Source organism: Kastovskya adunca, from assembly GCF_059505785.1.
Genome location: NZ_JCACLG010000041.1, coordinates 105,080 through 129,585, shown reverse-complemented (window position 1 = coordinate 129,585; position 24,506 = coordinate 105,080). Strand labels below are relative to the sequence as shown.

The 24,506-nt window shown below is 46.8% G+C and carries 20 protein-coding genes and 1 pseudogene; 11 read left to right on the top strand and 10 right to left on the bottom strand.

What is annotated here, in order from left to right:
• The first annotated feature begins 54 nt into the window (after nucleotides 1-54).
• Together AC5JR3_RS15920 and AC5JR3_RS15915 are read left to right on the top strand one after the other, a co-directional pair.
• Nucleotides 55-1,998: a hypothetical protein gene (locus tag AC5JR3_RS15920; RefSeq protein WP_495847521.1), complete on the top strand. Its 1,944-nt coding sequence runs from the start codon at nucleotides 55-57 to the stop codon at nucleotides 1,996-1,998.
• Nucleotides 1,999-2,299: 301 nt separating this feature from the next.
• On the top strand, nucleotides 2,300-3,829 hold the full coding sequence (locus tag AC5JR3_RS15915) for a thioredoxin-like domain-containing protein (protein ID WP_495847520.1): 1,530 nt from the start codon (nucleotides 2,300-2,302) through the stop codon (nucleotides 3,827-3,829).
• 61 nt (nucleotides 3,830-3,890) lie between these two features.
• Here AC5JR3_RS15915 and AC5JR3_RS15910 read toward each other — a convergent pair whose 3' ends face one another.
• Complete coding sequence (locus AC5JR3_RS15910) at nucleotides 3,891-4,763, bottom strand: circadian clock KaiB family protein (RefSeq protein WP_495847519.1); 873 nt, start codon at nucleotides 4,761-4,763, stop codon at nucleotides 3,891-3,893.
• Nucleotides 4,764-4,980: 217 nt separating this feature from the next.
• On the bottom strand, nucleotides 4,981-6,306 hold the full coding sequence (locus AC5JR3_RS15905) for a type IV pilus twitching motility protein PilT (RefSeq protein WP_495847518.1): 1,326 nt from the start codon (nucleotides 6,304-6,306) through the stop codon (nucleotides 4,981-4,983).
• Between the two features lie 554 nt (nucleotides 6,307-6,860).
• Here AC5JR3_RS15905 and AC5JR3_RS15900 point away from each other — a divergent pair.
• Complete coding sequence (locus AC5JR3_RS15900) at nucleotides 6,861-7,235, top strand: hypothetical protein (protein WP_495847517.1); 375 nt, start codon at nucleotides 6,861-6,863, stop codon at nucleotides 7,233-7,235.
• A gap of 183 nt (nucleotides 7,236-7,418) precedes the next feature.
• A complete protein-coding gene (gene wecB / locus AC5JR3_RS15895; RefSeq protein ID WP_495847516.1) occupies nucleotides 7,419-8,549 on the top strand; it encodes a non-hydrolyzing UDP-N-acetylglucosamine 2-epimerase in 1,131 nt (376 codons plus the stop codon).
• A gap of 119 nt (nucleotides 8,550-8,668) precedes the next feature.
• On the opposite strand, the gene AC5JR3_RS15890 is transcribed toward wecB, so the two are convergent.
• The 4 genes from AC5JR3_RS15890 to AC5JR3_RS15875 form a co-directional block, all read right to left on the bottom strand.
• On the bottom strand, nucleotides 8,669-9,532 hold the full coding sequence (locus AC5JR3_RS15890) for a WecB/TagA/CpsF family glycosyltransferase (protein ID WP_495847515.1): 864 nt from the start codon (nucleotides 9,530-9,532) through the stop codon (nucleotides 8,669-8,671).
• On the bottom strand, nucleotides 9,529-10,608 hold the full coding sequence (locus AC5JR3_RS15885) for an NAD-dependent epimerase/dehydratase family protein (RefSeq protein ID WP_495847514.1): 1,080 nt from the start codon (nucleotides 10,606-10,608) through the stop codon (nucleotides 9,529-9,531). Before AC5JR3_RS15885 ends, AC5JR3_RS15890 begins: the two co-directional genes overlap by 4 nt.
• Nucleotides 10,609-10,653: 45 nt before the next feature.
• Nucleotides 10,654-11,805 (bottom strand): glycosyltransferase family 4 protein, encoded by a 1,152-nt coding sequence (locus tag AC5JR3_RS15880; RefSeq protein WP_495847513.1) that lies wholly within the window; start codon nucleotides 11,803-11,805, stop codon nucleotides 10,654-10,656.
• A 73-nt stretch (nucleotides 11,806-11,878) separates the two neighbouring features.
• Nucleotides 11,879-12,772, bottom strand: coding sequence for a glycosyltransferase family 2 protein (locus AC5JR3_RS15875; protein ID WP_495847512.1), 894 nt, complete (start codon nucleotides 12,770-12,772; stop codon nucleotides 11,879-11,881).
• 251 nt (nucleotides 12,773-13,023) lie between these two features.
• Here AC5JR3_RS15875 and AC5JR3_RS15870 point away from each other — a divergent pair, with 251 nt between their 5' ends.
• The 5 genes from AC5JR3_RS15870 (at nucleotide 13,024) to AC5JR3_RS15850 (ending at nucleotide 20,109) form a co-directional block, all read left to right on the top strand.
• The gene (locus AC5JR3_RS15870) at nucleotides 13,024-13,980 is read left to right on the top strand and encodes a hypothetical protein (protein WP_495847511.1); all 957 of its coding nucleotides are present in this window, start codon (nucleotides 13,024-13,026) and stop codon (nucleotides 13,978-13,980) included.
• Between the two features lie 248 nt (nucleotides 13,981-14,228).
• Complete coding sequence (locus AC5JR3_RS15865) at nucleotides 14,229-15,518, top strand: FGGY-family carbohydrate kinase (RefSeq protein WP_495847510.1); 1,290 nt, start codon at nucleotides 14,229-14,231, stop codon at nucleotides 15,516-15,518.
• A gap of 280 nt (nucleotides 15,519-15,798) precedes the next feature.
• Complete coding sequence (locus AC5JR3_RS15860) at nucleotides 15,799-16,956, top strand: NAD(P)/FAD-dependent oxidoreductase (protein WP_495847509.1); 1,158 nt, start codon at nucleotides 15,799-15,801, stop codon at nucleotides 16,954-16,956.
• Nucleotides 16,957-17,169: 213 nt separating this feature from the next.
• Nucleotides 17,170-17,976 carry a sulfite exporter TauE/SafE family protein gene (locus AC5JR3_RS15855; RefSeq protein WP_495847508.1) on the top strand — a complete coding sequence of 269 codons (807 nt, stop codon included), beginning with the start codon at nucleotides 17,170-17,172 and terminating at the stop codon, nucleotides 17,974-17,976.
• A 318-nt stretch (nucleotides 17,977-18,294) separates the two neighbouring features.
• Nucleotides 18,295-20,109, top strand: a complete 1,815-nt coding sequence (locus tag AC5JR3_RS15850) for an aspartate kinase (protein ID WP_495847507.1) — start codon at nucleotides 18,295-18,297, stop codon at nucleotides 20,107-20,109.
• Nucleotides 20,110-20,461: 352 nt separating this feature from the next.
• Here AC5JR3_RS15850 and AC5JR3_RS15845 read toward each other — a convergent pair whose 3' ends face one another.
• The 4 genes and pseudogenes from AC5JR3_RS15845 to iscB form a co-directional block, all read right to left on the bottom strand.
• The gene (locus AC5JR3_RS15845; protein ID WP_495847506.1) at nucleotides 20,462-20,821 is read right to left on the bottom strand and encodes a phage holin family protein; all 360 of its coding nucleotides are present in this window, start codon (nucleotides 20,819-20,821) and stop codon (nucleotides 20,462-20,464) included.
• A 139-nt stretch (nucleotides 20,822-20,960) separates the two neighbouring features.
• A complete protein-coding gene (locus AC5JR3_RS15840; RefSeq protein WP_495847505.1) occupies nucleotides 20,961-21,731 on the bottom strand; it encodes an ExbD/TolR family protein in 771 nt (256 codons plus the stop codon).
• A 71-nt stretch (nucleotides 21,732-21,802) separates the two neighbouring features.
• Nucleotides 21,803-22,495 carry a MotA/TolQ/ExbB proton channel family protein gene (locus AC5JR3_RS15835; RefSeq protein ID WP_495847504.1) on the bottom strand — a complete coding sequence of 231 codons (693 nt, stop codon included), beginning with the start codon at nucleotides 22,493-22,495 and terminating at the stop codon, nucleotides 21,803-21,805.
• A 165-nt stretch (nucleotides 22,496-22,660) separates the two neighbouring features.
• Nucleotides 22,661-23,545: pseudogene (gene iscB, locus AC5JR3_RS15830) on the bottom strand (RNA-guided endonuclease IscB); the annotation flags it as partial.
• 166 nt (nucleotides 23,546-23,711) lie between these two features.
• On the opposite strand from iscB, the gene AC5JR3_RS15825 reads away from it, so the two are divergent.
• Nucleotides 23,712-23,930, top strand: coding sequence for a hypothetical protein (locus AC5JR3_RS15825; RefSeq protein WP_495847503.1), 219 nt, complete (start codon nucleotides 23,712-23,714; stop codon nucleotides 23,928-23,930).
• A gap of 270 nt (nucleotides 23,931-24,200) precedes the next feature.
• Nucleotides 24,201-24,503 carry a YkvA family protein gene (locus AC5JR3_RS15820; protein WP_495847502.1) on the top strand — a complete coding sequence of 101 codons (303 nt, stop codon included), beginning with the start codon at nucleotides 24,201-24,203 and terminating at the stop codon, nucleotides 24,501-24,503.
• The last annotated feature ends 3 nt before the right edge of the window (nucleotides 24,504-24,506 follow it).

Below are 24,506 nucleotides of genomic sequence, written 5' to 3'. Positions count from 1 at the left end.
GCGGAGGAACCGTATTCCGCTATAGTGCCTATGGACGACTTCAATTGAGATGGAATGCAGCCGAAAGCGGGAGGAAGGCGCGTGTTGAGCAGGAATCGCCAGTGGAAGCCTGTGAAGGCACTAATTTCGTTCCTAATGGTAACTGTCTTAGTTTGGGGGATTTCAGGATGTGGCGATCGCATCGAAACACTCCCAGGATCTGACAGCGATAGAACGTCACTGCTCAAGGGAGCGGGGCAACTCTCAGAAGTCTCGCCACCTTTGGCGATTCAAGAGTTAAGCCAGAGCCTGGATGCATACCAGCCTCAAGTCACGATTATCAGCCCCAGTCCTGATGCTGTTCTCCAAGACACAACCGTACCTGTACAGCTTCAAGTGCAGGACTTACCCATTTTTCAAGATCCAAACTTAGAACTGGGCCCTCATTTAGAAGTCCTTTTGGACAACCAACCTTACACCGCCGTGTATGACTTAGAACAGCCTCTAGTCCTTAAAGACTTAGCACCAGGCACTCATACCCTACAGGTTTTTGCGGTTCGTCCCTGGTACGAAAGCTTTAAAAACGATGGAGCCTTCGCCCAAACAACTTTTCACATCTTCACAAAAACTGCCAATAACAGCCCAGATCTAAACTTGCCTCTGCTCACCTACAACAGTCCTACAGGTAGCTATGGAGCAGAGCCAATTCTGCTGGACTTTTACCTCACCAATGCACCCCTCCACCTAGTTGCTCAGACAAGCTCAGAGGATGAGCTGGCAGATTGGCGAATCCGTGTCACCGTCAATGGAGAAAGCTTTGTCCTCGATAGCTGGCAACCCGTTTATCTCAAAGGCTTCAAGTCAGGAGAAAACTGGGTGCAGATCGAGTTTCTTGACGACCAGGGAAATCCCGTCAATAACACCTTCAACAATACTGTGCGGTTGGTTGACTACAAGCCGAAAGGAAAAGATCCCTTGGCACGGCTATTACGCGGCGAACTCTCCACAGCAGACGCTCGTGGGATTGTAGAGCCGAACTATCAGGGTAAGGTAATACCAACTGTACCGACCGTTGAGCCATCCCCGACGCCGATACCTATCCCTACGGAAGAAGAAATACCGCCCCTTACTGAACCCACAACACCGTTAGAAGAAACCCCACAGACTGAACCTCAAAAAGTCGATAAAAAACCATCGGGTGGTTTATTTAATCGCTTCCGTCGTCCGGCTGTTGAACCCAGCCCAGAACCGGAACTGCCCGAAGTACTGGAAGCGCCTTCACCAGAGTTCACAGTTGTACCTGAGCCTACACCTCAACTCGAAGAGACACCAGAACCGGAAAATTCAGTCATCCCCAGCGAGCTACCGACGTCTCCAGAAGAACAAATAACACCGGAGATAGAACCTACTCCCGCCTCGCCGGAAAAACCCCAATCTGATGGCTTCTTCAATCGCTTCCGCCGTCCATCTGTTGCCCCTAGCCTAGAGCAACAGCCAACTCTACCGGAGATTATGGAAACTCCTCTACCGGAGCAGATAGAGCCATCAATCGCTCCAGTAGAACCAAATCCCACCGAGGAAGCGATACCGAGTGAACCGATATCACCCAAAACCCCCCAATCTGATGGCTTCTTCAATCGCTTCCGCCGTCCGCCTGCTGCCCCTAGCCTAGAGCAACAGCCAACTCTACCGGAGATTATGGAAACTCCTTTACCGGAACAGGTAGAGCCAGCAGAAACAGACACTCCAGTGATTTCAGAACCTGAGATTGAAACAGCACCTCAGGAAAATGAGACAGTGACAACGCCAACGGATGCCACAGAATCAATCAGTCCTGATCTGTCACCTGCACCGAAACTGGATATAAAAGAACTGTTGCTTCCTTCCTCAGCTCCTGTTCAGAAGCTGCCAATTATTCAAGCACCTGAGCAGCCTAATATCCCGGCACGTTACCGCAAAAATTCCACGCCAATAGAGTCAGAGGCAACGGAATCGACAGAGGAAGAAGTAGCCCCGTAACACAGATGATGTTTAGCGTTTTCTAATTAGGTTTATTGGTGGGATAGGCGAGATGCCCATCCCACTAATTTTTTAGGGCGTTTTCTATTGCTTACCTCATAAAAAAAATTGTTCTATAGCACTTGCCATATAGATTAGGACACTCCTGATTCCCCAAACCAAGTGTGCTGTTTGACTCAGGACTCAGAACTTTGCTGTAGCACCAAGGCGGTGTGTTGAGTTTCGCTAAGGTAAAGAAGTGTAACTTGATTGGCGATGCCAAAGGTAAGCTTCGCCTCACGCAAACTACTAAGGAGACTCAATGCCCTCTCGTGTTCGAGCGCCAGAACTACCTCAAGATAAACCCTGGCTCAATACAGACCACCCAATATTGTTAAAAAATCTCAAAGGACGAGTGGTTATCCTCGACTTCTGGACGTACTGCTGTATCAACTGCTTGCATGTCCTTCCAGAATTGAAATACCTGGAACAAAAATATCAAGATAGCCTAACGGTTATTGGCATCCACTCCGCCAAATTTGATAACGAAAAAGAAACAGAAAACATCCGTCAGGCGATTCTACGCTATGACATTGAGCATCCTGTCCTGGTTGACAGCAATTTTCAGGTTTGGCAGCAGTATGCTGTACGGGCTTGGCCGACCTTAATGGTGATTGATCCGGAAGGTTATGTAATTGGTCACCTCTCCGGTGAAGGGAACCAGGAGACTCTTGACCAGCTCGTTGGGGAAATGCTCAGCGAACATCAAGCAAAAGGTACGACGAATTTTGGCAAACTCAGCCTTACTTTAGAAAAACAGCGGCAACCTTTAGCCACTCCACTGGCATTTCCGGGTAAAGTCCTGGCAGATGAATCAAAAAATCGCCTCTTTGTTGCTGATAGCGGTCATCACCGAATTGTTGTTAGCACGCTGACGGGTGAGGTATTACACATTATTGGTACAGGAAAAGCAGGATTAACGGATGGTGCGTATACAGATGCTCGGTTTTCCTCGCCTCAAGGTATGACGTTGGATGTAGAAAATGATCTGCTTTATGTTGCGGATACAGAAAACCACGCTCTACGCCAAATTGATCTGAAAAACCAATGTGTTAAAACGATCGCTGGCACTGGGGAACAGAGTCATTCTATCCGTCCCCATGGGGGTGCAGCTTTGGAGATCCGTTTGAATTCTCCTTGGGATTTAGAAAAACTTGGAGACCGCTTGCTGATTGCCATGGCAGGAGCGCACCAAATTTGGGAAATGCAGCTCGAAACAGGCATTATCCAAACCTATGCGGGTACAGGTAGCGAAGCCTGCGTAGACGGATCACTCGAAGAAGCTGTTTTTGCTCAACCGAGTGGCATCGCGACGGACGGAAGAGAGTTGTATATTGCTGATAGTGAAGTCAGCTCAATTCGGGCTGTCGGTCTAGTGAATGATCTTCCTGTACGTACAGTGTGCGGCAGTGGCGGACTATTCGGCTTTGGCGATGTGGATGGCGATGGCTCGGATGTCCGCTTGCAGCACTGTCTGGGGGTTGAATATACGCAAAACTATCTTTGGGTTGCAGATACTTATAACCATAAAATCAAACGAGTTGACCCCCATACAGGTAATTGCCAGACGGTGCTGGGTGACGGGACAGCAGGACTTCAAAATGGTCAAGGTACAGCAACACGCTTTTTTGAACCTTCAGGGATGAGTGCGATCGCTGCCCAGGTTTTTGTCGCAGATACCAATAATCACGCCATCCGTCGCATTGAGTTAGGCACTCTAAATGTTACAACCTTAGAATTTCCGGGGTTATGCGCTCCGGATGTTTGCTTACCTACCGCGACGCCTGCTTGATTTACTAGCCATTTAATTGATCTGTTTTGGCAGAGGAGGAGATAGATTGACTTCTCTCTAGCTAAAGCTCTGGCAAATTAACTGATGATTCTAGTGTATTCAGGATGCGGATGACTTTCTCGGCATCATTGAACTCACCAACAAGCCGCCGGACTGGTAGGGGCGAAACTCTCAGCAATGTGGGGGTCGCTGAGATTTGATTTGCCTCTGCCTGCTCTGGATGCTTAAAGATATCGATTACTTTCAAGGTGTAGGGATGAGTTAAAGATTGTTCTAGAAGCTGATGTAATTTTTTGAGGCTATCTTCTGTTGCGGCATTATGACCAGAAACAAATAAACGTAATACATAAGCTCTGGTTACTGGTGCTGGAGAAAGGGGGGTAATGCTTTCTAGCTGATTGTATGAGGTCGTTGAGGCAGCATCGTCAGCGATCGCCACTTGATTTTCTCCAGAAAGATTCTGCCAGGGAAGTGACGAGCGTCTTGTCTCTGAGCGAGAAAAGCGCCCGTTGTACTCATGACGCACAATCAGATCATGGTTTTCCCAGAGTTGGGGAAACTGACTCCGGTAGGTTTCTAACACAATAGGATTGCAAAACTTTTCCTGCCAAGGAGTAACCTGCCAGGTGAGATGACTAATTCCGAACACGGCATTTAGCAATTCCTGATGCCGCTTTACCAGTAGAGAAATTTCCGCTGACCAATGTAACTGCTGAGTTTGGGGGTCGAGCCACTGATCAAAGGTGGCGGTGTATCCCGGTACTAAAAAATGAGGGGGTTCTGGTAGTCCTAGTAATTCTTGTAAAGTAGCGCATAGCTGTAGGTGCCAACGCTTTTTTTTACTGGGATCGATGCAGTAAATTAGATCTCCCCCTGGTGTAAATAGGGCGATACCTTTAAACAGATGGGGAAAGTGAGATGGGTGGGAGTTCAAGAGCAAACTGGCAGTGAACAGCCGTTAATCATCGTGATTTGCGTTCAATCATAGTAGCCTAGTGCAGCCAGGGAGCTTGGTATCAACGGAGGCGATCGCCTAGCTAGCATCCTTCGGCGTTGAAAAATTAAATGAGATTAAACAAAAGGTAAAAGAAAGCATTACAGTTCTTTCTTTTACCTTTTATTTTTAATATTTACGTAATATTTACGTCTTACTACAGGCGACCCCGGAGGAATTGAGCCATCTCGTTAGGGGTGGGCGACATTTCCAGAGCTGTTTCTTCCGTAATGCGTCCTTCCTGATACAACTGCAGTAGGGCTTTATTCATCGTAATCATGCCATCAAAGTCACCCTCAGACATGAGTTCTACGATCTCATCGTTTTTACCCTGCCGGATATAATCCTTGACTGTCTCTGTATTAACTAAGATGTCGTGGAAAGCCGCTCGTTTGCCGTCAGTGGTGCGACACAATCCTTGGGCGATGACGGCAACTAAAGATTCAGCGATCGCAATCCGCATCGCGTGCTGTTCGTCAGCATTATATAGATTGAGAATCCGCTCAATCGTCTTCACCGCGCTGTTGGTGTGCAAGGTTCCCATCACCAAGTGACCTGTCTGAGCTGCTTTGAGCGCTGTATTAACTGTTTCCTTATCCCGCATTTCCCCGACCAGAATCAAATCAGGGTCTTCCCGCAATGACGCCTTTAAAGCTTTATCAAATTGCAGGGTATGAATTCCTACTTCCCGCTGTTTAATGAGAGACTTGCGGCTTTTGTGAACAAATTCAATCGGGTCTTCGATGGTAATAATGTGCTTTGGCATCTCCTTATTGATGTAGTCAACCATTGCCGCCATCGTGGTGGACTTACCAGAACCCGTTGGCCCTGTCACCAAAATCAGACCCTTATGGTAATGGCAAATATCTCTTAATACGGCAGGTAATCTCAGGTCTTCAAGCGTCAAGATTTTCAGCGGGATCAGTCGCATCACCATGGCTGAACCCGTCAGAGAATCGAAAACATTAATCCTGACCCGCGCAAAGTCGTACTGAGTGGCACCATCAAACTCTAAATTATCCTGAAAGCGACGAATTTCTTCATCAGTTAAGACTTCCCGCAACCAACTCATGAAGGTCGCCTCATCCGTCAGAGGATAATCCGTGAGTTCCATTTCACCTCGGTTGCGGAAACGCGGGATTTCACCCACACCAACGTGAATATCTGAGAATCCTTTTTTATGTGCTTCGGTGACTAAGCTCGCCAAAGTTGGTTGTCCAGGGGAGGGAACCGGGCCACGATTGGGTACCCGACTCACCATGGTTGCGGCGGCAGCTCCCGCTTTTGGGGGAGGAGGGGGAGGGGGAGCCGCACTATTACGGTTAATGCCTGCTGGCGCTTGTTGTAGCGTTTGTGAAGGAGCTCGTTGTGTCGCTGAAGTCGCCACATCTCGAGCCGCAGTACCTTTAGGAGGGGGAGGGGGAGGCGGAATCTGAGCTTGAGGTGGTGGTGGTGCAATGGGCGGACGTGTTAAATCTGTCATATTTCAAGTGCAACTTAGTACTAGTGGAGGAGATTTTGGATACTCTTCTTTACAGTGTTCCCTAGAAATAGACCTCACTATCATTCATTCACAACAATACTAAACTGCCTGCCAATTATAGTTAAACGGGTAAAAGTCGCTAAAAATCAACTTATGCCCTGAATTTGTCGGATATTAATGTATCAATACAATTATGAGAATATCTATGCAAATTCTTAAGAAGTGTTAAGTCGGCTCGTATAATTGCTTCATATAGTTCCTGTGTCCATTGAAGTCTTGCTCCAGTTGATGCTTCTCAAAGGCAGAGAAAGGACATGAGGCAATACTTATACCTTTTGAAAGATTGTTTGTATTGGTTTTTACGGAAACTGAGCTTTTTGTAAGAATTAAGCAACCATAAATATCCGGAAGTGACTGTAAATTTTCTTGTATTTAAGCTCATCTTCATCAAGACTTTACCTATACTGATTTTCACTAAGCTTGATTCATAAGGATCAACAAGCGGTCTTTTTCGTACTTTATCAAATCAAATTTTGACCCTAGGAGAAAAAATCATGCAATTTACTTCACAAGAAAACTTTACAAAAACCTACTCTTTAGCAATGGTTAAAAGCTTTTTAATTTGGGCTTTTACTCTAGCGGTTTGCTTACTAGTTGTAGGTTTTCCTCTGATTGTATTAATGGTTACCGTTGGCTCACTGCTGGCGATCGCCTTGCAATCTGTATTACCAGTGAGTGCCGTTTTGCTGGTGGCTGGTAGCTTGATTGGCGCTAATGTTTTCGCCGTTTTAATGGGTGCAGCAGTGCTAGCTCTCAAAGGTGTAAATCCTGAAGAAGTGCGCTGGTTAAATTGGCTGCATGGTGAGCAAAATGCTCTGTATACTTCCGTTTATGCAGCTTGCCCCCTCACCTGCAATCTCCTCAAGTAAAAATTGCTTGGGGCTTACGAACAACTGTTGCTTATGCTTGAATTCCATTATTAAGTTTTGAATACAACAGTTCTGTCACCCGGTAAAAACCGGGTTTTTTTATGCCCAACTTTTCACAACAATGAGCAGAGGATTGGTAAAGTTGATGGAGTATTTAATTAACTACACTCCGAATAAATCTTTATGACGCGATCGCCGCTATCAGCGTGCATTATCTTGGGAACCCGTCCCGAAGCGATTAAGTTGGCACCCGTTATTCAAAAATTTCAGCGATCGCCCCTTTTCGACACCCAAGTCATACTAACGGGTCAGCATCGGGAGATGGTTGAGCAAGTCATGCAGATCTTTGCCTTGACTGCCGATCGGGATTTAGAAATCATGCAGCAAAAGCAAACCTTGACCGACATCACCTGTCGTAGTTTGCAAGGATTAGAAACAGTATTTAAGCAAATTCAGCCTCGCTTAGTGATCGTTCAGGGAGACACAACCACAGCCTTTGCCGCTACCCTAGCCGCGTTTTACCAGCAAATTCCAGTTGGTCATGTAGAAGCAGGTTTACGCACCGACGAGTTATACAATCCCTATCCAGAAGAAGCAAATCGCCGTCTGATTTCCCAACTCGCACAGCTACACTTTGCACCGACCACCTTAGCTGTCGAAAATCTCAAGCGCTCAGGAGTCGTTGGCAAAATTCACCTGACTGGCAATACTGTGATTGACGCTTTGTTAACTGTGGCAGAACGTCAGCCTCCGTGTAATATCCCCGGATTGGATTGGGAGCAGTATCGCGTCATCCTCGCCACCGTGCATCGACGCGAGAACTGGGGTGAACCTCTGCAAGGTATCGCTCAAGGCTTTCTACAAATCTTAGATAAATTTCCCGATACAGCTTTACTCCTCCCCTTACATCGCAATCCCACAGTCCGCGAACCTCTACAAGCGGCTTTAGGCGACCATCCCAGAGTCTTTTTGACTGAGCCGTTAGATTATGCCGAACTAGTAGGAGCAATTCAGCGTTGTTACCTATTGCTGAGCGATTCCGGGGGATTGCAGGAAGAAGCACCGAGTTTAGGAAAGCCCGTATTAGTCCTGCGGGAAACGACCGAACGACCCGAAGCCGTTGACGCGGGAACGGCAAAATTAGTAGGAACGAGTCCCACGGAAATTACAGCCGCCGCTAGTCAGTTACTGAGCGACACAGGCGCTTATAAAGCGATGGCAAACGCGATTAATCCCTTTGGAGATGGTCGGTCTGCCGAGCGAATCTTAGAAATTGTGCAGAATCATTTTGGGCTTGACACACAAACTAGCTAAGGGCTAATAGTTTTCTCTTTAGCACTAAAAACAATTGACTGTTAGAGATTCGCCCTAGAGGCGAGTTTAGTCAAAGGATTTTAGTTTTTAAGGAGGATTTGTGTCCACAACCTGGGATCTTAGCCATAACGCATGTCCTGGTTAGGAGGAGTGGCTTTGGTTGGATCAAAGTTGGTCAATCGTAACCATTGCAAGATGAATAGCAAAATGTAGAGCGGATTGAGGAGAATATATCGTCTCCATAGGCGTTTAGGCTCATGTAGCAGGCGGTAAATCCATTCGGTACCACTTCGCGCCATAAATTCAGGAGCACGGGGTACGTTACCTGCATGGAAATCAAACGCCGCACCAACCGCGATCGCGGGCATGGATAGTGTGTCACGATATTCGTAAGCCCACACTTCTTGCCGGGGACAACCTAAACCAACAAAGGTAATCGCTGCCCCACTGTTACGAATAACTGAGGCAATTTCCTCTTTTTCTGATTCCGTAACTTGTCGAAAGCGTGATGGTTGAGAGCCAGCAATAATTAATTGCGGAAAGAGAGATCGCAAATTTTTACACAGCGCCTCTAATACCTCCGTCCGACTACCGTACAAGTAAATGGGCAATCCCTCTTGAGCGGCTCGCTCGCACACTTGCAGCATCAAGGCAGGGCCACAGACACGATCCCTCAGCCGCGTCTTATACAGTAAATTTAGTGCCCAGCGTACAGGTTGTCCGTCTGGGCAAACTAAATCGAAGTGATTGAGACGATAGCGATGAGTTTTATCAAGAACGCCTGTCATCACTCCATGAACGGCTAACGCAGAAACAGACATCGCTTGGTGCTGATGAGCCGCAGTAATGATTTTGTTGACGGCTGATTGATAATCAAGGGCATCAACCTGAATCCCGATCACGTTATGCTTTCCAGCATCGATTAGTATTTCTGATTGCCGAGACCGAACGCCAGCCATACATTGCTTACCTGAATTAATCATGAAAGTGCCTCTTTTTGCCAGCGCTCATGGTTGAAGTTGTAGATTTCTTGTAAAATCTCTGCCACGTTATATTCCAACTTCCAATTGGGATAGTGGTTGGCAAATTTGCCATTATCACTAACCCACCAGATATGGTCTCCAATGCGATTTTGTTCAGAATAAGTCCAATGCATTTCTTTGCCAATTATCTCTTGGCAGATAGCGATCGCTTCTAGCATTGAGCAGTTGCTGTAGCGACCACCGCCCATGTTATAGACTTCTCCAACTCTTGGAGCTTTAAAAAATTCATAAAAAGCATGAATTAAGTCTTGGCTATGGATATTATCCCGAACTTGCTTTCCTTTATAGCCATACACCGTGTAAGGCGTGCCTATGACCGCACACTTAATTAGATAAGCCAGAAATCCATGTAATTTGGTTCCAGAGTGGTTGGGCCCGGTCAGACAGCCACCTCGAAAGCAGGCAGTACGCAACCCAAAATAACGCCCATATTCTTGCACCAGGACATCAGCGGCTACCTTAGAAGCACCAAACAAACTGTGCAGTGTTTGGTCAATGCTCAAATCTTCACGAATACCAGGGTTGTAGGTATGAGTTGGCTCAATTTCCCAGCGAGATTCTAATTCCACCAGGGGTAAGCGATTAGGTGTATCGCCATACACTTTGTTTGTAGAGGTAAAAATAAACGCCGCTTCGGGAGCATAACGACGTGTGGCTTCTAATAAATTCAATGTCCCGTTAGCATTCACCGTAAAATCCATCACCGGATCTCGGGCTGCCCAATCGTGAGAGGGTTGAGCGGCTGTATGAATAATTAAGGCAATATCTGTACGATACCGATCAAAAACTTTAGTGATGGCATCAACATCTCGAATATCTGCCTCCACATGCACGTAATTCGAGCCGACCGTCTGCTCAAGGCGTTGTCGGTTCCAGGCTGTAGAAGCCTCTTCGCCAAAAAACACCCGACGCATGTCATTGTCAATGCCAACGACATCAAAGCCTTGTTGAGCAAAAAAAGTTGTGGCTTCAGAACCAATTAGACCTGCTGAACCAGTGATGATGACAGTGCTCACATTTCCTCCGAAAAAGTGATGGGTTGAAAAAAAATCCAAGAGAACTTATTTTTTGTTCAAAGTAAACGAAATTACTTCGACAAAAGCTTGAGCTGCAGAGGCGGGATTTGTTTGGGAAACTAGCTGCTGTGACTTATCACCCATTGAGGTGATTAAATCAGGATTGTCTAGAAAACGACGCATAACAGTTGCTAACTTATCAGCATCATAGGGGTCAAAAATATAACCATTTTCGCCTTCAACAATCATTTCCGCCGCTCCTGCCCATTGAGAACACAGCACAGGCTTGCCAAAAACCATCGCTTCTAGCGCTACCATGCCCCAAATATCCTCAAATGTGGGAAAGACGAAAACGTCTGCCTGTTGAAAATAAGCACCCAAACGTCCGTACTCGACCCAGCCTAACCACTGAACTTGGTTTTCTAGCTCGCGATCCCTGATGAAAGCTTCAAGCTCCTGGCGTTGTTCTCCTGTTCCGATCACGAGGAGGGTGTAGTTGCGATATCCTTGAGCTTGTAGAAGCGAACAAGCTTCTAGCAGCGGTTGCAGGCCTTTTCGAGGAGTTATTCGCCCTACATATAGAAATATCGGGCGTTGTAATTCTAAACTGGCGATCGCGCTTTCTTCATAGCTTTGTTGCAAAGCTTTAGCATCCGGCACTAAGTACGTTCTCGTAAAGACCGTTTCTGGCTTTGCTCCTACCGCTCCAATCAGATAATCTTTTGCCGCGTAACTGTTAGCAACAAACGCCTCTGCATGGCTCGACATAAAGCGTCGAAACGCTGAACGCAAGGATGAATCGCGGAAATCAGAATTTGGGGAACTACCGTCATAAATGATAATCAACCGCCACTTGCCCCACGGTTTCAACAATACTGCCAGCAACGTCCAGAGTGAGTAAGCCTGAGCCAAAACAATCTGCGGCTTAAACTGCAACAACTTATTGATGATGCCAGGAGATACCAGCATCACTCGACGACTATATCCTTCCGTCTTTGTGATTTCTAGGGATTTCATTTCCCCAACGAGTTTGATTACATCTGCACCGGGGACTTGGAGATCAAACCCTGGCCAAACTAAACCCGTATAAAAGATTGTATTTTTAAAGACTTTAGTAAATTCTGCTAGAACAGGTTGCCAGTATGCTCCTAATTCTACAGAGGGAACCAACCAAGCTACACGAAGCTCTTCATCCATTGTGTTTACCTTCAGTCCCCTCTACATCACAAATCATTTGCAGCCGATCAATAATAGTAATTTTCTGATTACTTTATTCTCTTTGTAGTTGCCCAAAGAGGGAAATTCGCAGCAATCTCCGATAGGGAATTAACCAATAAATTGGCCATAAAAAACCACCATGTCTTTGGGCAAAAACTTTCCATTCTCCCAAAGGGTGAAGCGTTTGGTCTTTGATGGCGAAACCTTTGGGTTGAGTAATTTTTTTAAACCCTTCACTAGGATTTATGTGTGCTGATGTTTCTTTACCCGGTTGATAATTCTGGGAGCAGGTGCCGACATATCCCGGCGCAATCCAGACGCTACAACCTTGTTTCTTGGCACGTAGACCATAGTCCCAATCCCCTGCGTAGTGGGTGAAAACAGGATCGAGATTGCCAACAACTTGTACAACGTTACGGGGAATTAAGACAAAGTTGCCGTTAATGGTGTCGCAGCGTTTGGGTTGTTCGCCCGGTTCTACCAAGTCAAACTTGGTTGGTCGCCACCAACTGCGCTGGACTACGCCGCCATAGGTTAATTGACCTGTGCTAGCGTCACGGGTAGACCCAGCGATAATTGCTCGTTCTTCTCCTTGTTCTGCTACCTTATGGAGAGCTGTGAAAAGATTGCTAACGGCTTTGGGATAAAGGATTGTGTCGTCATTGAGCCAGAGGTAGTAACCGTAGTCCTGCTGCATCGCCGCCGCAAATGCTTGCCTCATCCCTCCATTCCAAAAAAGGCTGCCATCTCCTGGAAGAATCTTGACTTGGGGATAAGCCTGATGCACCGCTTCGGCTGTCCCATCAGTGCTGCCATCATCTACTAGGTAAACATCCAGCGTCGCCTCGTCATTCAGTTCCTGATTGAAAAGTGCGGTTAAACTATCTAGTGTATTTTGCCTGCGGTTATGACAGGTTAATAATGCTGCTATGCGATCGCGGTTCATGCGTCCAAAGGTCCACCTTTTACTACCACACCAACAGTGAATTAATTATCAGTTATAACAAGCTTAAACCACCTTATTAGAAGTAGTCTGTCTCATTCTCCTCAAAGAAATTGAACAATAGCTACGACCCTTGGAAACAATAAACTACAGTTCTTATATCTATCTCTAGGTATATTAGCTTAAGTTACTCTAGTCTGCATAGACTAAAAATTCCCAACTTTTACCTCTTTGGGCCCAAGTGGCAAGTAATTATGGAAGATTTTGGCATCATTGTTGCGTGTTGTTATCAGGATTACTTATTTGCGAAAGGCTGCTGTGCCAGTATTCGGTATTTTCTCGGAGACGTGCCCATTTGCTTGATTGTCGATGGGACTTTTTCTACTGAGGGATTAAAAAAAGCCTACGGAGTTCGCGTCATCAACCATAACAATGTCGAGAGTAAAATTCTCAGAGAACGTAGTTTTGGCTGGGGCAAAACCAAAATGATTGCCTTTTGGGAAAGCCCATGGAAACACTTTTTAGTGCTTGATGCCGATACCAATGTCTGGGGTAATATCCTGAGGTTTGCCAATTTCAAGGACTTTAATGTAGTTATCGATCAACCTTGTTATAGCTACTCAGATGAAGCTGTAACAGAATTTTTCTTTGATATTGCTGGAATTGAAAAACACTTTCCTGATTTTAATTGGCGATCGCATCGGGATAAGTATTTCTGCACGGGGACATTTTTTGCAACGCGAGGAATTTTTAGTTTAGAGGAATATATAGAGATTCTGGATTTCACAGAAAAAAATCCAGGCATCTTTAAATATGGAGAAATGGGATTTTTGAACTTTATGCTCTTTCGTGCTTTAGACGCAGGCAAAATTCGTTTGGGTCATGAAGATATGCAACTAATTGTTCCAGATTTTGAGTGGAACGATTTAGAAAAGCGTTTCCCAGTCAAGGAATCTGGCCCTATTGTTCAGGGAGAAGAAGCCACAGTTATTCACTGGTGCGGGCCAAAACCAAGGCTATTAACGACCAAAGCCTACGCTAAACCAATGAATTTTTGTCGGCGGCAGTTTTTGCAGAGCGATCGCGGCTATACAGGTATAACGGCAGATACGGTGTTGGCGTTAGAGGATTCCTATAGTTTGCTGAATGTTTATAAGAATAAGATTCGCCGTAAGCTGCTAGGAAAGATGAAGAAGTCGGTTAAAAGCTAAAACGTCAGGTGATTTTCGTCCTTTTGTAGCTCATAAATAGCGGATTAGTGCTAAGAATAACCGACGCGATCGCATTTACGCAGAAGAGCGCATTAGGCTCATTGCTCACTGACACACCTTAAGCCAGCTCGTTTGGGTCAATATTCGACTCCCACCGCTTGACGGCTAGCTGTTTGGCGGCTGTTCCATTGTTAAATTTCCCAAGGGAGTGGCTACTATTTCACTATAAAAACAGTTAAAGCATTCCTATGTCCCTTTACCTCGGAATTGACTTTGGTACCTCTGGCGCACGCGCTGTGGTAATTGATGCGGATGGTACTAGCCAAGTTGAAGCGCAGTGTTCCTTTGAGGCGGTTTCAGGTAAACAGGCGGTACGCCGTACTCCTACAGCCGTTGCATGGGAGAAGGCATTATTTTCCCTCCTGGAAAAAATTCCTGGAGAATTGAGAGAAATTAAAGCGATCGCGATCAACGGAACTTCCTCTACTGTTCTGTTATGCGACGATGCAGGCAAACCGTTAGATGAGCCGATTCTCTACAACGATGCGCGAGGAGAAGCTGTCTTAGACCAGGTAAAAGCCATTGCTCCTCCTAATCATCCGGTTATTAGCGCCACTTCCAGCCTTGCCAAACTGCTGTGGTGGCAAGAGATATCTCCTCACCTCCCCTACAAAAGCGGGGAAAAGAGGATCGGTTACTTTTTACATCAGGCTGATTGGTTATCCTTTCTCTTACACGGACGTTTAGGCATTAGCGATTACCACAATGCCTTAAAGCTGGGATACGATGTCGAAAACCTGCGCTATCCTGACTGGTTGCAACAGCAAGCATTTAGTCCATTACTCCCGCAAGTTCTGCCACCGGGAACGCCAGTAGGTGAGGTGACAAAGGAAATAAGCGATCGCTTTAGACTGCCACAAGATTGCATAGTTTGTACTGGCACTACTGATAGTATTGCTGCCTTTATGGCGAGTGGGGCGAAAACACCAGGGGAAGCTGTGACTTCTCTCGGTTCTACTCTGGTATTAAAACTTTTAAGTCAAACTCGCGTTGATGATCCAGAATTTGGAATTTACTCTCACCGCTTAGGCGATTTGTGGTTAGTGGGTGGTGCATCTAATACAGGTGGTGCGGTGTTGCGGCACTTTTTTACGGATGCTGAGTTAGAACGTCTCAGTAACCAAATTGATGTACAAAAAGAGAGCCGACTGGATTATTATCCCTTGTTGGGAAAAGGCGATCGCTTCCCAATAAATGACCCAAACCTACCTCCACGCCTTGAACCTCGCCCAGATAATCCTGTGGAATTTCTCCACGGCTTGCTCGAAAGTATTGCCCGAATTGAAGCACGGGGCTATCAGTTATTGCAGCAGTTGGGGGCGACGCCGTTAAATCGCGTTTACACCGCTGGGGGTGGGGCGAAAAATACGACATGGACAGCCATCCGGCGGCATCATCTGGGAGTAGAGACGTTGCAGTCGGTACATACTGAGGCGGCGTATGGTACAGCTTTGTTAGCGCTCAAAGGGTTGCAATAATATCCTGAAAAAAGATTGATTGAAAAACCCGTATAAAAGTGACGTTTTATAGAAACTAATTAGTTGAACTTTTTGTTGCTATTTATCTTATAATTGTTTCTAACAACATTATAATGAAGTGTCTTTGTCTATTTTATTTTTGCACAACATCTCATTATAAAGTGATGTTTAAAAGATTAAATTAATAGTAGCATAAATCCTAGTTTCTGCCAATTATCATTAATTTTTGCAGCAACATAATCTTAAATTGCTAACTGTAAGCTTCTTTAGTATTGATGTGATGAAAACTTACGACTGGATTGTGGTGGGTGGTGGGATTACGGGAGCGGCGCTGAGTTATGAACTTGTCCAACAAGGTTTTAGCGTACTTCTATTAGAAAAAAATGCTCCCCTGCAAGGGGCGACGCGCTACAGCTACGGAGGACTAGCCTATTGGTCGGGAACATCAGACTTAACTCGTCGGTTGTGTGAGGAAGGAAGAGCACGCCACCAAACCTTATCGGCAGAATTAGAGGCTGATACTCAATTCCGAGAACTGGATTTATTGCTCACCGTTGCTACTGAAGAAAATCCAGAAAAAATTGCGGCTGACTACGCTAAGTTTGCCATTTCACCCCAACTCTTAAGTGTTGAAGAGGCGTGCAAACTAGAACCCTTACTGAACCCCGCAGCAATTTCCGGAGCACTAAGTGTTCGACACGGTCATATTCACCCCGACAAAACCAATCAGGCTTATCTAAAAGCCATGCAACGAGATGGGGGGGAGCCTCAGATAGCTCAGGTTGTGGAACTAGTACGAGCGGGCGATCGCCTTCTGGGTGTGAAAACATCCGAACAGACCTATCACGCGGCTAATACCGTCATTTGTGCTGGGGGACTTAGCCGCAGGCTCCTCCAAGAAGCAGGTATCAAGTTTTCCCTCTACTTCACCCATGCGGAAATGATTGAAACGCCGCCTGTTGACCTTCAGTTGCAGACGATGGTGATGCCAGCTACTACGAAGCGTTTTGCCTTAGAAGCGAAAGCAAGCACAGAGGCGGTGGAGCCATTGTGGGATGAACCGGGTAATGAACCTGCTCCACCGATTTTGGATGTCGGGGCGCTCCAGTTTCTAGATGGAAGTTTGCGAATCGGTCAGTGGAGCCGCGTTCTGACCGATCCTGAGGCTCAAGTCGATGCTGTAGCAAGCGAAGCGGCAATTCGTTCCCACATCGGGAAAGTCTTACCCGCACTAGAGGCACTACCTGGAATTTGGCATGATTGCTTAGTGGCGTTTAGTAGCAACAATCTTCCGGTTGTGGGAGCGCTTAATGGTGTTCAAGGAGCCTATAGTTTCTCTGGCTTTACCAACCCGCTCGTTTTCGTTCCCCCTCTTGCCAAGCATTTTGCTAGCTGGGTAGCGGGACAAGAAAATGAAGTTATCAATCAGCTTAGATAAACTCGCACTAGTCGGGTTTGTTCTGACTAAGAATTTATAGCAATCTTATTGTGGAATTTCTAAACGAATCATAAAAACGAAAAAATGCAGAGAAATAATATTTTTCCTATCATTTAAAACTGAAAGTTTAAAACACAATTGTAGATTTGAGAAGTTCTTAAGCACAAAGGCCAGACAGAACAATGAAACTTCTTAGATAGGTTCTAAAGAGGAATGACTAACTTATTAATTTTTGCTGGTGCGGGTTTATTTGCTGGGATTCTGGCAGGATTTTTAGGGATCGGCGGTGGTACGGTACTGGTGCCGTTATTACTAGCATTGGGGTATGACTACACTCAATCTGTTGCTACCAGCAATTTATCGATTGTGATTACAGCTATTTCTGGTAGCCTTCAAAACTGGCGGATGGGTTACATCAATTTTAAGCAAGTAATTGGTATTGGATTTCCAGCGTTAATCACTGCTCAAGTGGGTGCCTTTCTCACGGCACAAATTGCCGCCTCTACATTAAAGATTGCCTTTGGGCTGTTGCTGCTATTAAACGTTTACCTGGTGGGGCTGCGTAAACGACTGAAAGACAAAGAAGCACTTCAATCTCCTAGTGATTCAGGCGTTACAGCAAATTCTCTCTCATCCCCCAGTTCCGAGTTAAACCTACCGCTAAATCCCATTGTTGCCAGGATTGGCACGGGGAGTGCTGCCGGATTGCTAGCGGGTTTATTTGGTGTGGGGGGAGGCGTAATTTTAGTGCCGATGCAAATTTTACTGCTAGGAGAATCGCTAAAAACAGCAATTCAGACTAGTTTAGGCATTATTGTGATTACCTCAATCTCTGCCACTGTGGGACATGCTATTGAAGGTAATGTCTTGTTTACACAAGGACTGCTGCTGGGTGCAGGTGGGTTTTTAGGTGCCCAAATCAGTACCCGCTTTCTGCCAAGATTGCCAGATAAAGTGGTGAGTTTTGCCTTCCGGGGATTGTTGGTTACCCTCGCCATCTATGTATTCTGGCAAGCTTAGCAAAGCTACAACGCGGCGGCGGTAACGATCAACCAATCGTACTGAGCTTTAGCCGCCTAACCTCTACTACTGAATACATTTCAAAATTAAACTGGCTAGATTTCCTGAGAATGTCAGAAATCTGTACTTAACCCCTCTACAGGCAGATACAGGGGCTAATAAGCAACCAAAAGAATATAAGATCAGTCAGTTTTAACAGAATCGATTCTGATAAGTTAATAGTTTGATTGGTATTTGGTATTAAGCAGCGATGCCGATCGCATTGATGTGAATGGGGTAATCCAGCCTTAGTACAAGAATCGTGGTGAGATAGAAATTATGGCGCTAGTAGTCCAGAAATACGGTGGTACGTCCGTTGGATCGGTAGAACGCATTCAAGCCGTTGCCCAGCGGGTGATGAAGACGGTGAAGGCTGGAAACTCTGTGGTGGTTGTGGTTTCCGCGATGGGAAAAACTACAGATGGACTGGTAAAGTTAGCAAATGCGATCGCTACTCGTCCCAGCCGCCGGGAAATGGACATGCTGCTATCCACGGGCGAACAAGTTACGATTGCCCTATTGAGTATGGCATTGCAGGAGCATGGACAACCTGCCATCTCATTAACAGGCGCTCAGGTAGGTATTGTCACAGAAGCCGAACATAGCCGCGCCCGGATTTTAGAAATTAAAACAGAGCGCATTGAACGCCACCTCAACAACGGGGAAGTCGTAGTTGTTGCGGGGTTCCAAGGAATCAGCAGCCCCACGGATTTAGAAATTACGACCTTAGGACGTGGAGGATCGGATACTTCAGCCGTCGCCCTCGCCGCCTCTTTGAGAGCAAATCGCTGCGAAATCTACACCGATGTCCCCGGCATTCTCACCGCCGATCCGCGACTGGTACCAGATGCCCAGTTAATGGATGAGATCACCTGCGATGAAATGCTAGAACTTGCCAGCTTAGGGGCAAAGGTGCTGCACCCAAGGGCGGTGGAGATTGCCCGAAACTATGGGGTGCTGTTGGTGGTGCTGTCGAGTTGGACAGACGATCCCGGCACCAAAGTTGTCTCCCCGATGCCGCAACCGCGATCGCTAGAAGGATTAGAAATTGCTCACGCCGTGGATGCGGTGGAATTTGATAGCGATCAAGCAAAAGTGGCGCTCTTGCGGGTGCCAGACCGCCCTGGTGTAGCCGCACGACTGTTTGGTGAGATTGCCCGTCAGAGTTTGGATATTGACTTAATTATTCAGTCAATTCACGAAACCAACACCAACGATATTGCCTTTACTGTCACTAAAGATGTTCTCAATCGTGCCGAGGCGGTGGCTAGCGCGATTGCTCCCGCCCTACGTACCAGCCCTAGTTCCCTAGAAGAAGCCGAGGTAATGGTCGATCGGCAAATTGCCAAAGTTAGCGTCGCAGGCGCGGGAATGATTGGACGTCCGGGAATAGCGGCGCAGATGTTCACCACCCTGGCTGAGGCTGGAGTCAACATTCAGATGATTTCTACCTCGGAAGTGAAAGTCAGTTGTGTAGTGGATCTGGATGATTGCGATCGCGCTATTTCTGCCCTTTGCCAAGTCTTTCAAATCGACTCTTCCCCAGTTTCTCGGGAAGTTTCCTCTTCTCCAGCCCCCACTCCCCAAGTCCCTGTCCGAGGAGTCGCCCTCGACCTCAACCAAGCCCGCCTCGCCATTCGCCACGTACCCGATCGCCCTGGTCTATCAGCTAAACTCTTCGGACTGCTGGCAAAGCACAACATCAGCGTCGATATGATTATTCAGTCACAGCGCTGTCGCATCATCAATGGCATTCCCACCCGCGATATCGCCTTTACCCTGGCACAAGCTGACGCTGAAGAAGCCAAGATGGTGCTACAAGAGGCAGCCCCCAACTTAGAGTGTGGTGAAATCCTAGTGGATTCAGAAATTGCCAAGGTCAGTATCGTTGGCGCGGGCATGATTGGACATCCGGGAGTCGCTGCCCAAATGTTTGAAGCCCTAGCAAAACATCAAATCAACATTCAAATGATTACTACCTCGGAAATCAAAATTAGTTGTGTTGTAGCCAAAGAACATGGCGTCACCGCTTTAAAAGTCATTCACGAGGCTTTCGGTTTGGCGGGTAGTCAAAAAGTTCAAGTTCCGGCTTAACACCGAACTCTAGTAAAGTTCTGAGTCCTGAGTCCTGAGTCCTGAGTCAAATTCAACCAGCACTTGCTTTTAGAAAATCAGGAATGTCATAACCTATGTAGCGACTGCTGTAACCCTCTTCTGTCAGTCTGGGGTAAAACCTTAATTTTCCGTTGGCTGTATCCTCGCAAACTCGTCAATTTATCCGAGAGTGATGGAAGAGCGATAATCACCGTTAATTAAGATTTTGTGCCCCTAAAAATTACCCTCTTTCCATCAGGAAGGAGTGACTCAACTTAATACTAAAAGAGCGGCTTATGAGTAAACCGCTCTTGCTAAATAATTAGGTTTTATTGTCTTAAGTCAACCCGCCTTATACTAATAAGCCGCCAACTAGGTTACTAGCAATAGCTAGTGCCACCGCACCGATAACAGCGCTCCAAATCCCCAGGGGTAATCGGAAGCCATCCACCAACTTCGCTGCCAAGGAAAAGACAATCACATTCATTACAAATGCGAAGACACCAGAGAGCAACCCCAAGGTAAGAAGATTGGGAATGGCAAACACGATCCGAAGTAACGGCAGAATAAGGGCGTTGAGACCTCCTAGAACTGCGGCGGCAGCTAACCCCTTTTGGGTGCTATCAATTTCAATCCCGATCGGTAGCCGAGAGATCAGCAACAAACTTACCGCTGTTACTAGCCAACTAATGAGAATACCAACAAAGTCCATAATTTTAAGGCTCCTTTCTTATATTTCTGTAAATTTGTAAAAGATTTGGCAATCTACTCATAACGCTAAGCTTAAAAAGCCTTTTACTTCATCTATAAATCGACAGAAATTTGCCTGATTGACTAGAGCCTGCGCTGCTTTATGGTGTGGAGTTGGTTCCACCAGAAGGCGAGTTAGTACTAGGAGTGGCAGTACCGCCAGGAGCAGGAAGAGGGGCGATATTTGGGCTAATTCCTGGTGACCCTGGTGGCAGAGGACTGCCAGGGATAATTCCCGGTTGTCCCGGTAGCTGTTGCCCTGGTGCAGCCGGAATTTGAGGCTGGGTGGGATCAAAGGGCGCGACGGGAAATGGTGGTTGCGCCGGGTCAAAGGGCGTATAGTTCGGATACGGCGTCAAATCAGCAGACCCAGGAACTGGAGGCACTCCACCGGGAGCTGGTTGGGGTGCGGTCTCAGAACCCGGTAAGGTTGCCAGTCCGACGCGATCGCCTCCTACTTCCCGCAGGATATCCAACACCTGCACAACTTCGTTGTAACTGGCGTTCCTGGAGGCGTACAGCACCATCATTCCATCAGGATTAATCCGGCGATAGTTCTGCAAAGCCTGCTCAAACTGCTCTCTTGTCGTTACAGGCTGTTGTTCTACAAAAATTTGCCCAAAATCATCCAGGCTAACAATCAAAAGCTCCCGCATTTGCGAGGTTCCTGTACCCGCTTTCGGCAAATCCACACTGATTGCCTGCTGGCGAGACAGTCCTACTGCTGCCAGAATGAAAAACGTCAGGATACAGAAAATGACATCAATCAAAGGAACCAGTTCGATCCGAACCTCTTCAGACTGGTGATCCATCTGAAGCCGCAGCGGGCGTGGAGGAAGGGGAGAAGGAGCGGAAGGAGATTTACTCTTCATAAAGACATCAATCCTGGGGCGGTGCGGTCATCTTACACAAGAAGGCTAGCGCTATAGTACTGCCTTGAGTTTTAGCTTTCCCGAACTTCGGAAATACCAGAAATCTCAGGATTTGTACTCACAGGTCTGGGTGTGAGATCGGCGTGGGGCCAATCTTCTCGGTAGCGCAGCTCTAACAGGCTTCCCGCTTTCCGAAAAACTTTCACCTGGTTGTACCACAGCGCTTGAAACAATCGGTAAAACGCGAGACTCGCGATCGCCACAATTAATCCCGTCGCTGTACTAATCAGGGCTTCCCCAATTCCCAAGGTTACACCTGCCGTGGACGCTGTACCAAGGTCGCTAATCCGAATCGAACCCAAGGACTCAATCAATCCCAAAACAGTACCGAGCAACCCTAATAAGGGTGCCAAAGCAATCACAGCTTCTAACAGCTTGTCTCCCCGTCGCATTCCTGCTAATTCTTCATCCGCTGCGGATTCCAACGCCAGACGAAACACTTCCGGCTCGGGGTTAGCGAGTCGTAAAGGTGTATATAAAAACCGCCCAATCGGCTGTCTTCTCGCTGATTGGGCAATTTCAGCAGCCATGCCCCAATCGCGTTCTGTTGCCTCCAAGACACGGTTAACAACCTGCCGTTCCTTAGTTAAAGTGCTTGCCCAAAACCAGATGCGCTCAATGATTGTACCGAGTGCCAAGATTGATAAGACTAGCAGTGGCCACATCGCCACGCCGCCTCTTTCAAAGATTTGTAAAATATTCACGGTTTACTCGTACCTCCGTACATTCCCCATACCGAAAAAAACTGACAGCCATTCCAATTTTAGAGATAAGCTGCCCCTTGCCAAGCACAGTCACCAGAAAACGAGCGAGAAGCCCCTAGCTTTAGACATGGGGAGGAAAGCGGCAGTGACTTCAGTCGCCTTGAATCAGAATCCATAGGAGTAACCATCCTTTTTGTGAATTGCTTGGCAATATTTGTGGCTAATACCAGCCACTCTTCCCGATGAAGTGGCAATATCAAAATTGCCAGAAGCGCGGCAAAGAACCCGCCCCACATAGAAGCCGATTTTCTTACCTGTTGTAACTGTTGCTGCAACAAGGTCTCCAGTCTGAAAGCCTTTATGAATCTGCATCCGTGAGCGATGCCGAGTGGGAAACCCATACTTATCAGTGCCGCACATCTGGCGGGTTCCATGCCCTTTTGCCGCAATCAGCAACGGTTTTGAGGTCAACACTTCGAGCGAATCGACACTTCGGTACCCTTCGGCAAGGTGATACAGAGAGCTTGCCGAACTGCTCAGGGCAAGCGGCTCAGTGACCGCATGACCCACACACGCCGCATCAATCCAGTGAGCTTTAGGCAGCTTGAGTCGAAGGCGATTGAACTTGGTTTGTCCCCCCGTTCCTATAGCAACAGGCAGTCCGGTTTCCTTCAGTGCGTTGAACAACGCCCATCGGGTCGAGTTGACCGCCGCCGCATCTTTGAGCGAGGATTTCGCCTGCTTGAGAAGGCGGCTCAACAAGTCAGGCTTGTCTGCCAAAAACTCTCGAACCTCCTGATTTCCTTTGGCTTGATTACAGGGATGGCAAGCAAGTGCCAGATTAGAAACTCGGTCAGAACCGCCCCTAGAGCGTGGTTGAATATGTTCGATTTCCAGCGGTAGGTTTTCCGCCCCGCAGTAAGCACATTTTCTGTTCCACTTTTCGAGTAAATACTCTCGAACCTCGTAGCCTTGAAGTTCCCCCTGCTGATACTCCACACCTGAGATTTCAGGGTTTTGCATCAATTGCAGGTCAAATCGAACCAGCTCACTACAAAGACAAAGTTAGACATTGTTGCGTCTCCTCTAATTGCTCGTAACGTTCGCTTCGCCAATGTTTTCCAGGCTTGTTGGGTTGGCTGCACTTCCTTAACCCACTACAGATGTTTAACAACCAACGATAGAGCTACAAACTAGCGACGCATTTGTAGGTATCATGACGCGTGAAAACGTAGACCTCGAAGGTCTTAGGCTGGTCATGTTGTGGCTTGTATCCCGCTCAAAATGTCGGGGAGTCTACAAGCCCCTGCCTTTAGGCATGGGGTTCATGACGGCATCAGTCTCTGTAGAACTGACATCATTTTTCCTGATGGATTTGTCAATTCAGGAAAAGCCCCGCGATTTTACGGAGGTTTTTCTTCAGGATGTGACTTGATTACCGAGGGATTGTACTCTATCAGGCTGAGCGAAGGCTAACGCGGGTAGTTTGGGATCGCGAATGATGTTTATCTTACTAATGCGATCGCTCCCATACTGAAGGCGATATCTCCTACTTATGAGAGAAGTCGGGGAGCTGAACTACTGGGATGCCTTCTCTGCCCCCTTTAGCAAACTCGACAAAAGTAGGGGGGTTATCCGCACCAGAATTCATCAGCAAAGTTTGTCAATATAAAAGCATAAAAGTAACTAACTAAATGGTTTGCTAATGAATAATTTTTCAATCCAATCACTTTATAACTGGTATCGCAGCACCATCCGTAACCCCAAATATCGCTGGTGGTTAATTCTAGGGTCTTTAGCTTATCTTTTTAGCCCAATTGATATTGCCCCGGATTTCATCCCCGTAATCGGGTGGATTGATGACGGCGTTATTTTGACACTGCTGATTTCAGAAATTTCTCAAATGCTCTCGCAGCGTCTAAAGGCACGGGATGCTGGAGCTGTTGCTTCTGATGCTGAAGGGTATAGTGCTGATGCAGTTGACGTTGATGCCTACACTGTCAAATAGTCA

Coding starts and splice junctions, on each gene's coding strand:
- AC5JR3_RS15920 (WP_495847521.1), top strand. CDS start 55: ATGCAGCCGAAAGCGGGAGGAAGGCGCGTGTTGAGCAGGAATCGCCAG.
- AC5JR3_RS15915 (WP_495847520.1), top strand. CDS start 2,300: ATGCCCTCTCGTGTTCGAGCGCCAGAACTACCTCAAGATAAACCCTGG.
- AC5JR3_RS15905 (WP_495847518.1), bottom strand. CDS start 6,306: ATGACAGATTTAACACGTCCGCCCATTGCACCACCACCACCTCAAGCT.
- AC5JR3_RS15900 (WP_495847517.1), top strand. CDS start 6,861: ATGCAATTTACTTCACAAGAAAACTTTACAAAAACCTACTCTTTAGCA.
- wecB (WP_495847516.1), top strand. CDS start 7,419: ATGACGCGATCGCCGCTATCAGCGTGCATTATCTTGGGAACCCGTCCC.
- AC5JR3_RS15890 (WP_495847515.1), bottom strand. CDS start 9,532: ATGATTAATTCAGGTAAGCAATGTATGGCTGGCGTTCGGTCTCGGCAA.
- AC5JR3_RS15880 (WP_495847513.1), bottom strand. CDS start 11,805: ATGGATGAAGAGCTTCGTGTAGCTTGGTTGGTTCCCTCTGTAGAATTA.
- AC5JR3_RS15875 (WP_495847512.1), bottom strand. CDS start 12,772: ATGAACCGCGATCGCATAGCAGCATTATTAACCTGTCATAACCGCAGG.
- AC5JR3_RS15870 (WP_495847511.1), top strand. CDS start 13,024: ATGGAAGATTTTGGCATCATTGTTGCGTGTTGTTATCAGGATTACTTA.
- AC5JR3_RS15865 (WP_495847510.1), top strand. CDS start 14,229: ATGTCCCTTTACCTCGGAATTGACTTTGGTACCTCTGGCGCACGCGCT.
- AC5JR3_RS15860 (WP_495847509.1), top strand. CDS start 15,799: ATGAAAACTTACGACTGGATTGTGGTGGGTGGTGGGATTACGGGAGCG.
- AC5JR3_RS15855 (WP_495847508.1), top strand. CDS start 17,170: ATGACTAACTTATTAATTTTTGCTGGTGCGGGTTTATTTGCTGGGATT.
- AC5JR3_RS15850 (WP_495847507.1), top strand. CDS start 18,295: ATGGCGCTAGTAGTCCAGAAATACGGTGGTACGTCCGTTGGATCGGTA.
- AC5JR3_RS15845 (WP_495847506.1), bottom strand. CDS start 20,821: ATGGACTTTGTTGGTATTCTCATTAGTTGGCTAGTAACAGCGGTAAGT.
- AC5JR3_RS15840 (WP_495847505.1), bottom strand. CDS start 21,731: ATGAAGAGTAAATCTCCTTCCGCTCCTTCTCCCCTTCCTCCACGCCCG.
- AC5JR3_RS15825 (WP_495847503.1), top strand. CDS start 23,712: ATGACGCGTGAAAACGTAGACCTCGAAGGTCTTAGGCTGGTCATGTTG.
- AC5JR3_RS15820 (WP_495847502.1), top strand. CDS start 24,201: ATGAATAATTTTTCAATCCAATCACTTTATAACTGGTATCGCAGCACC.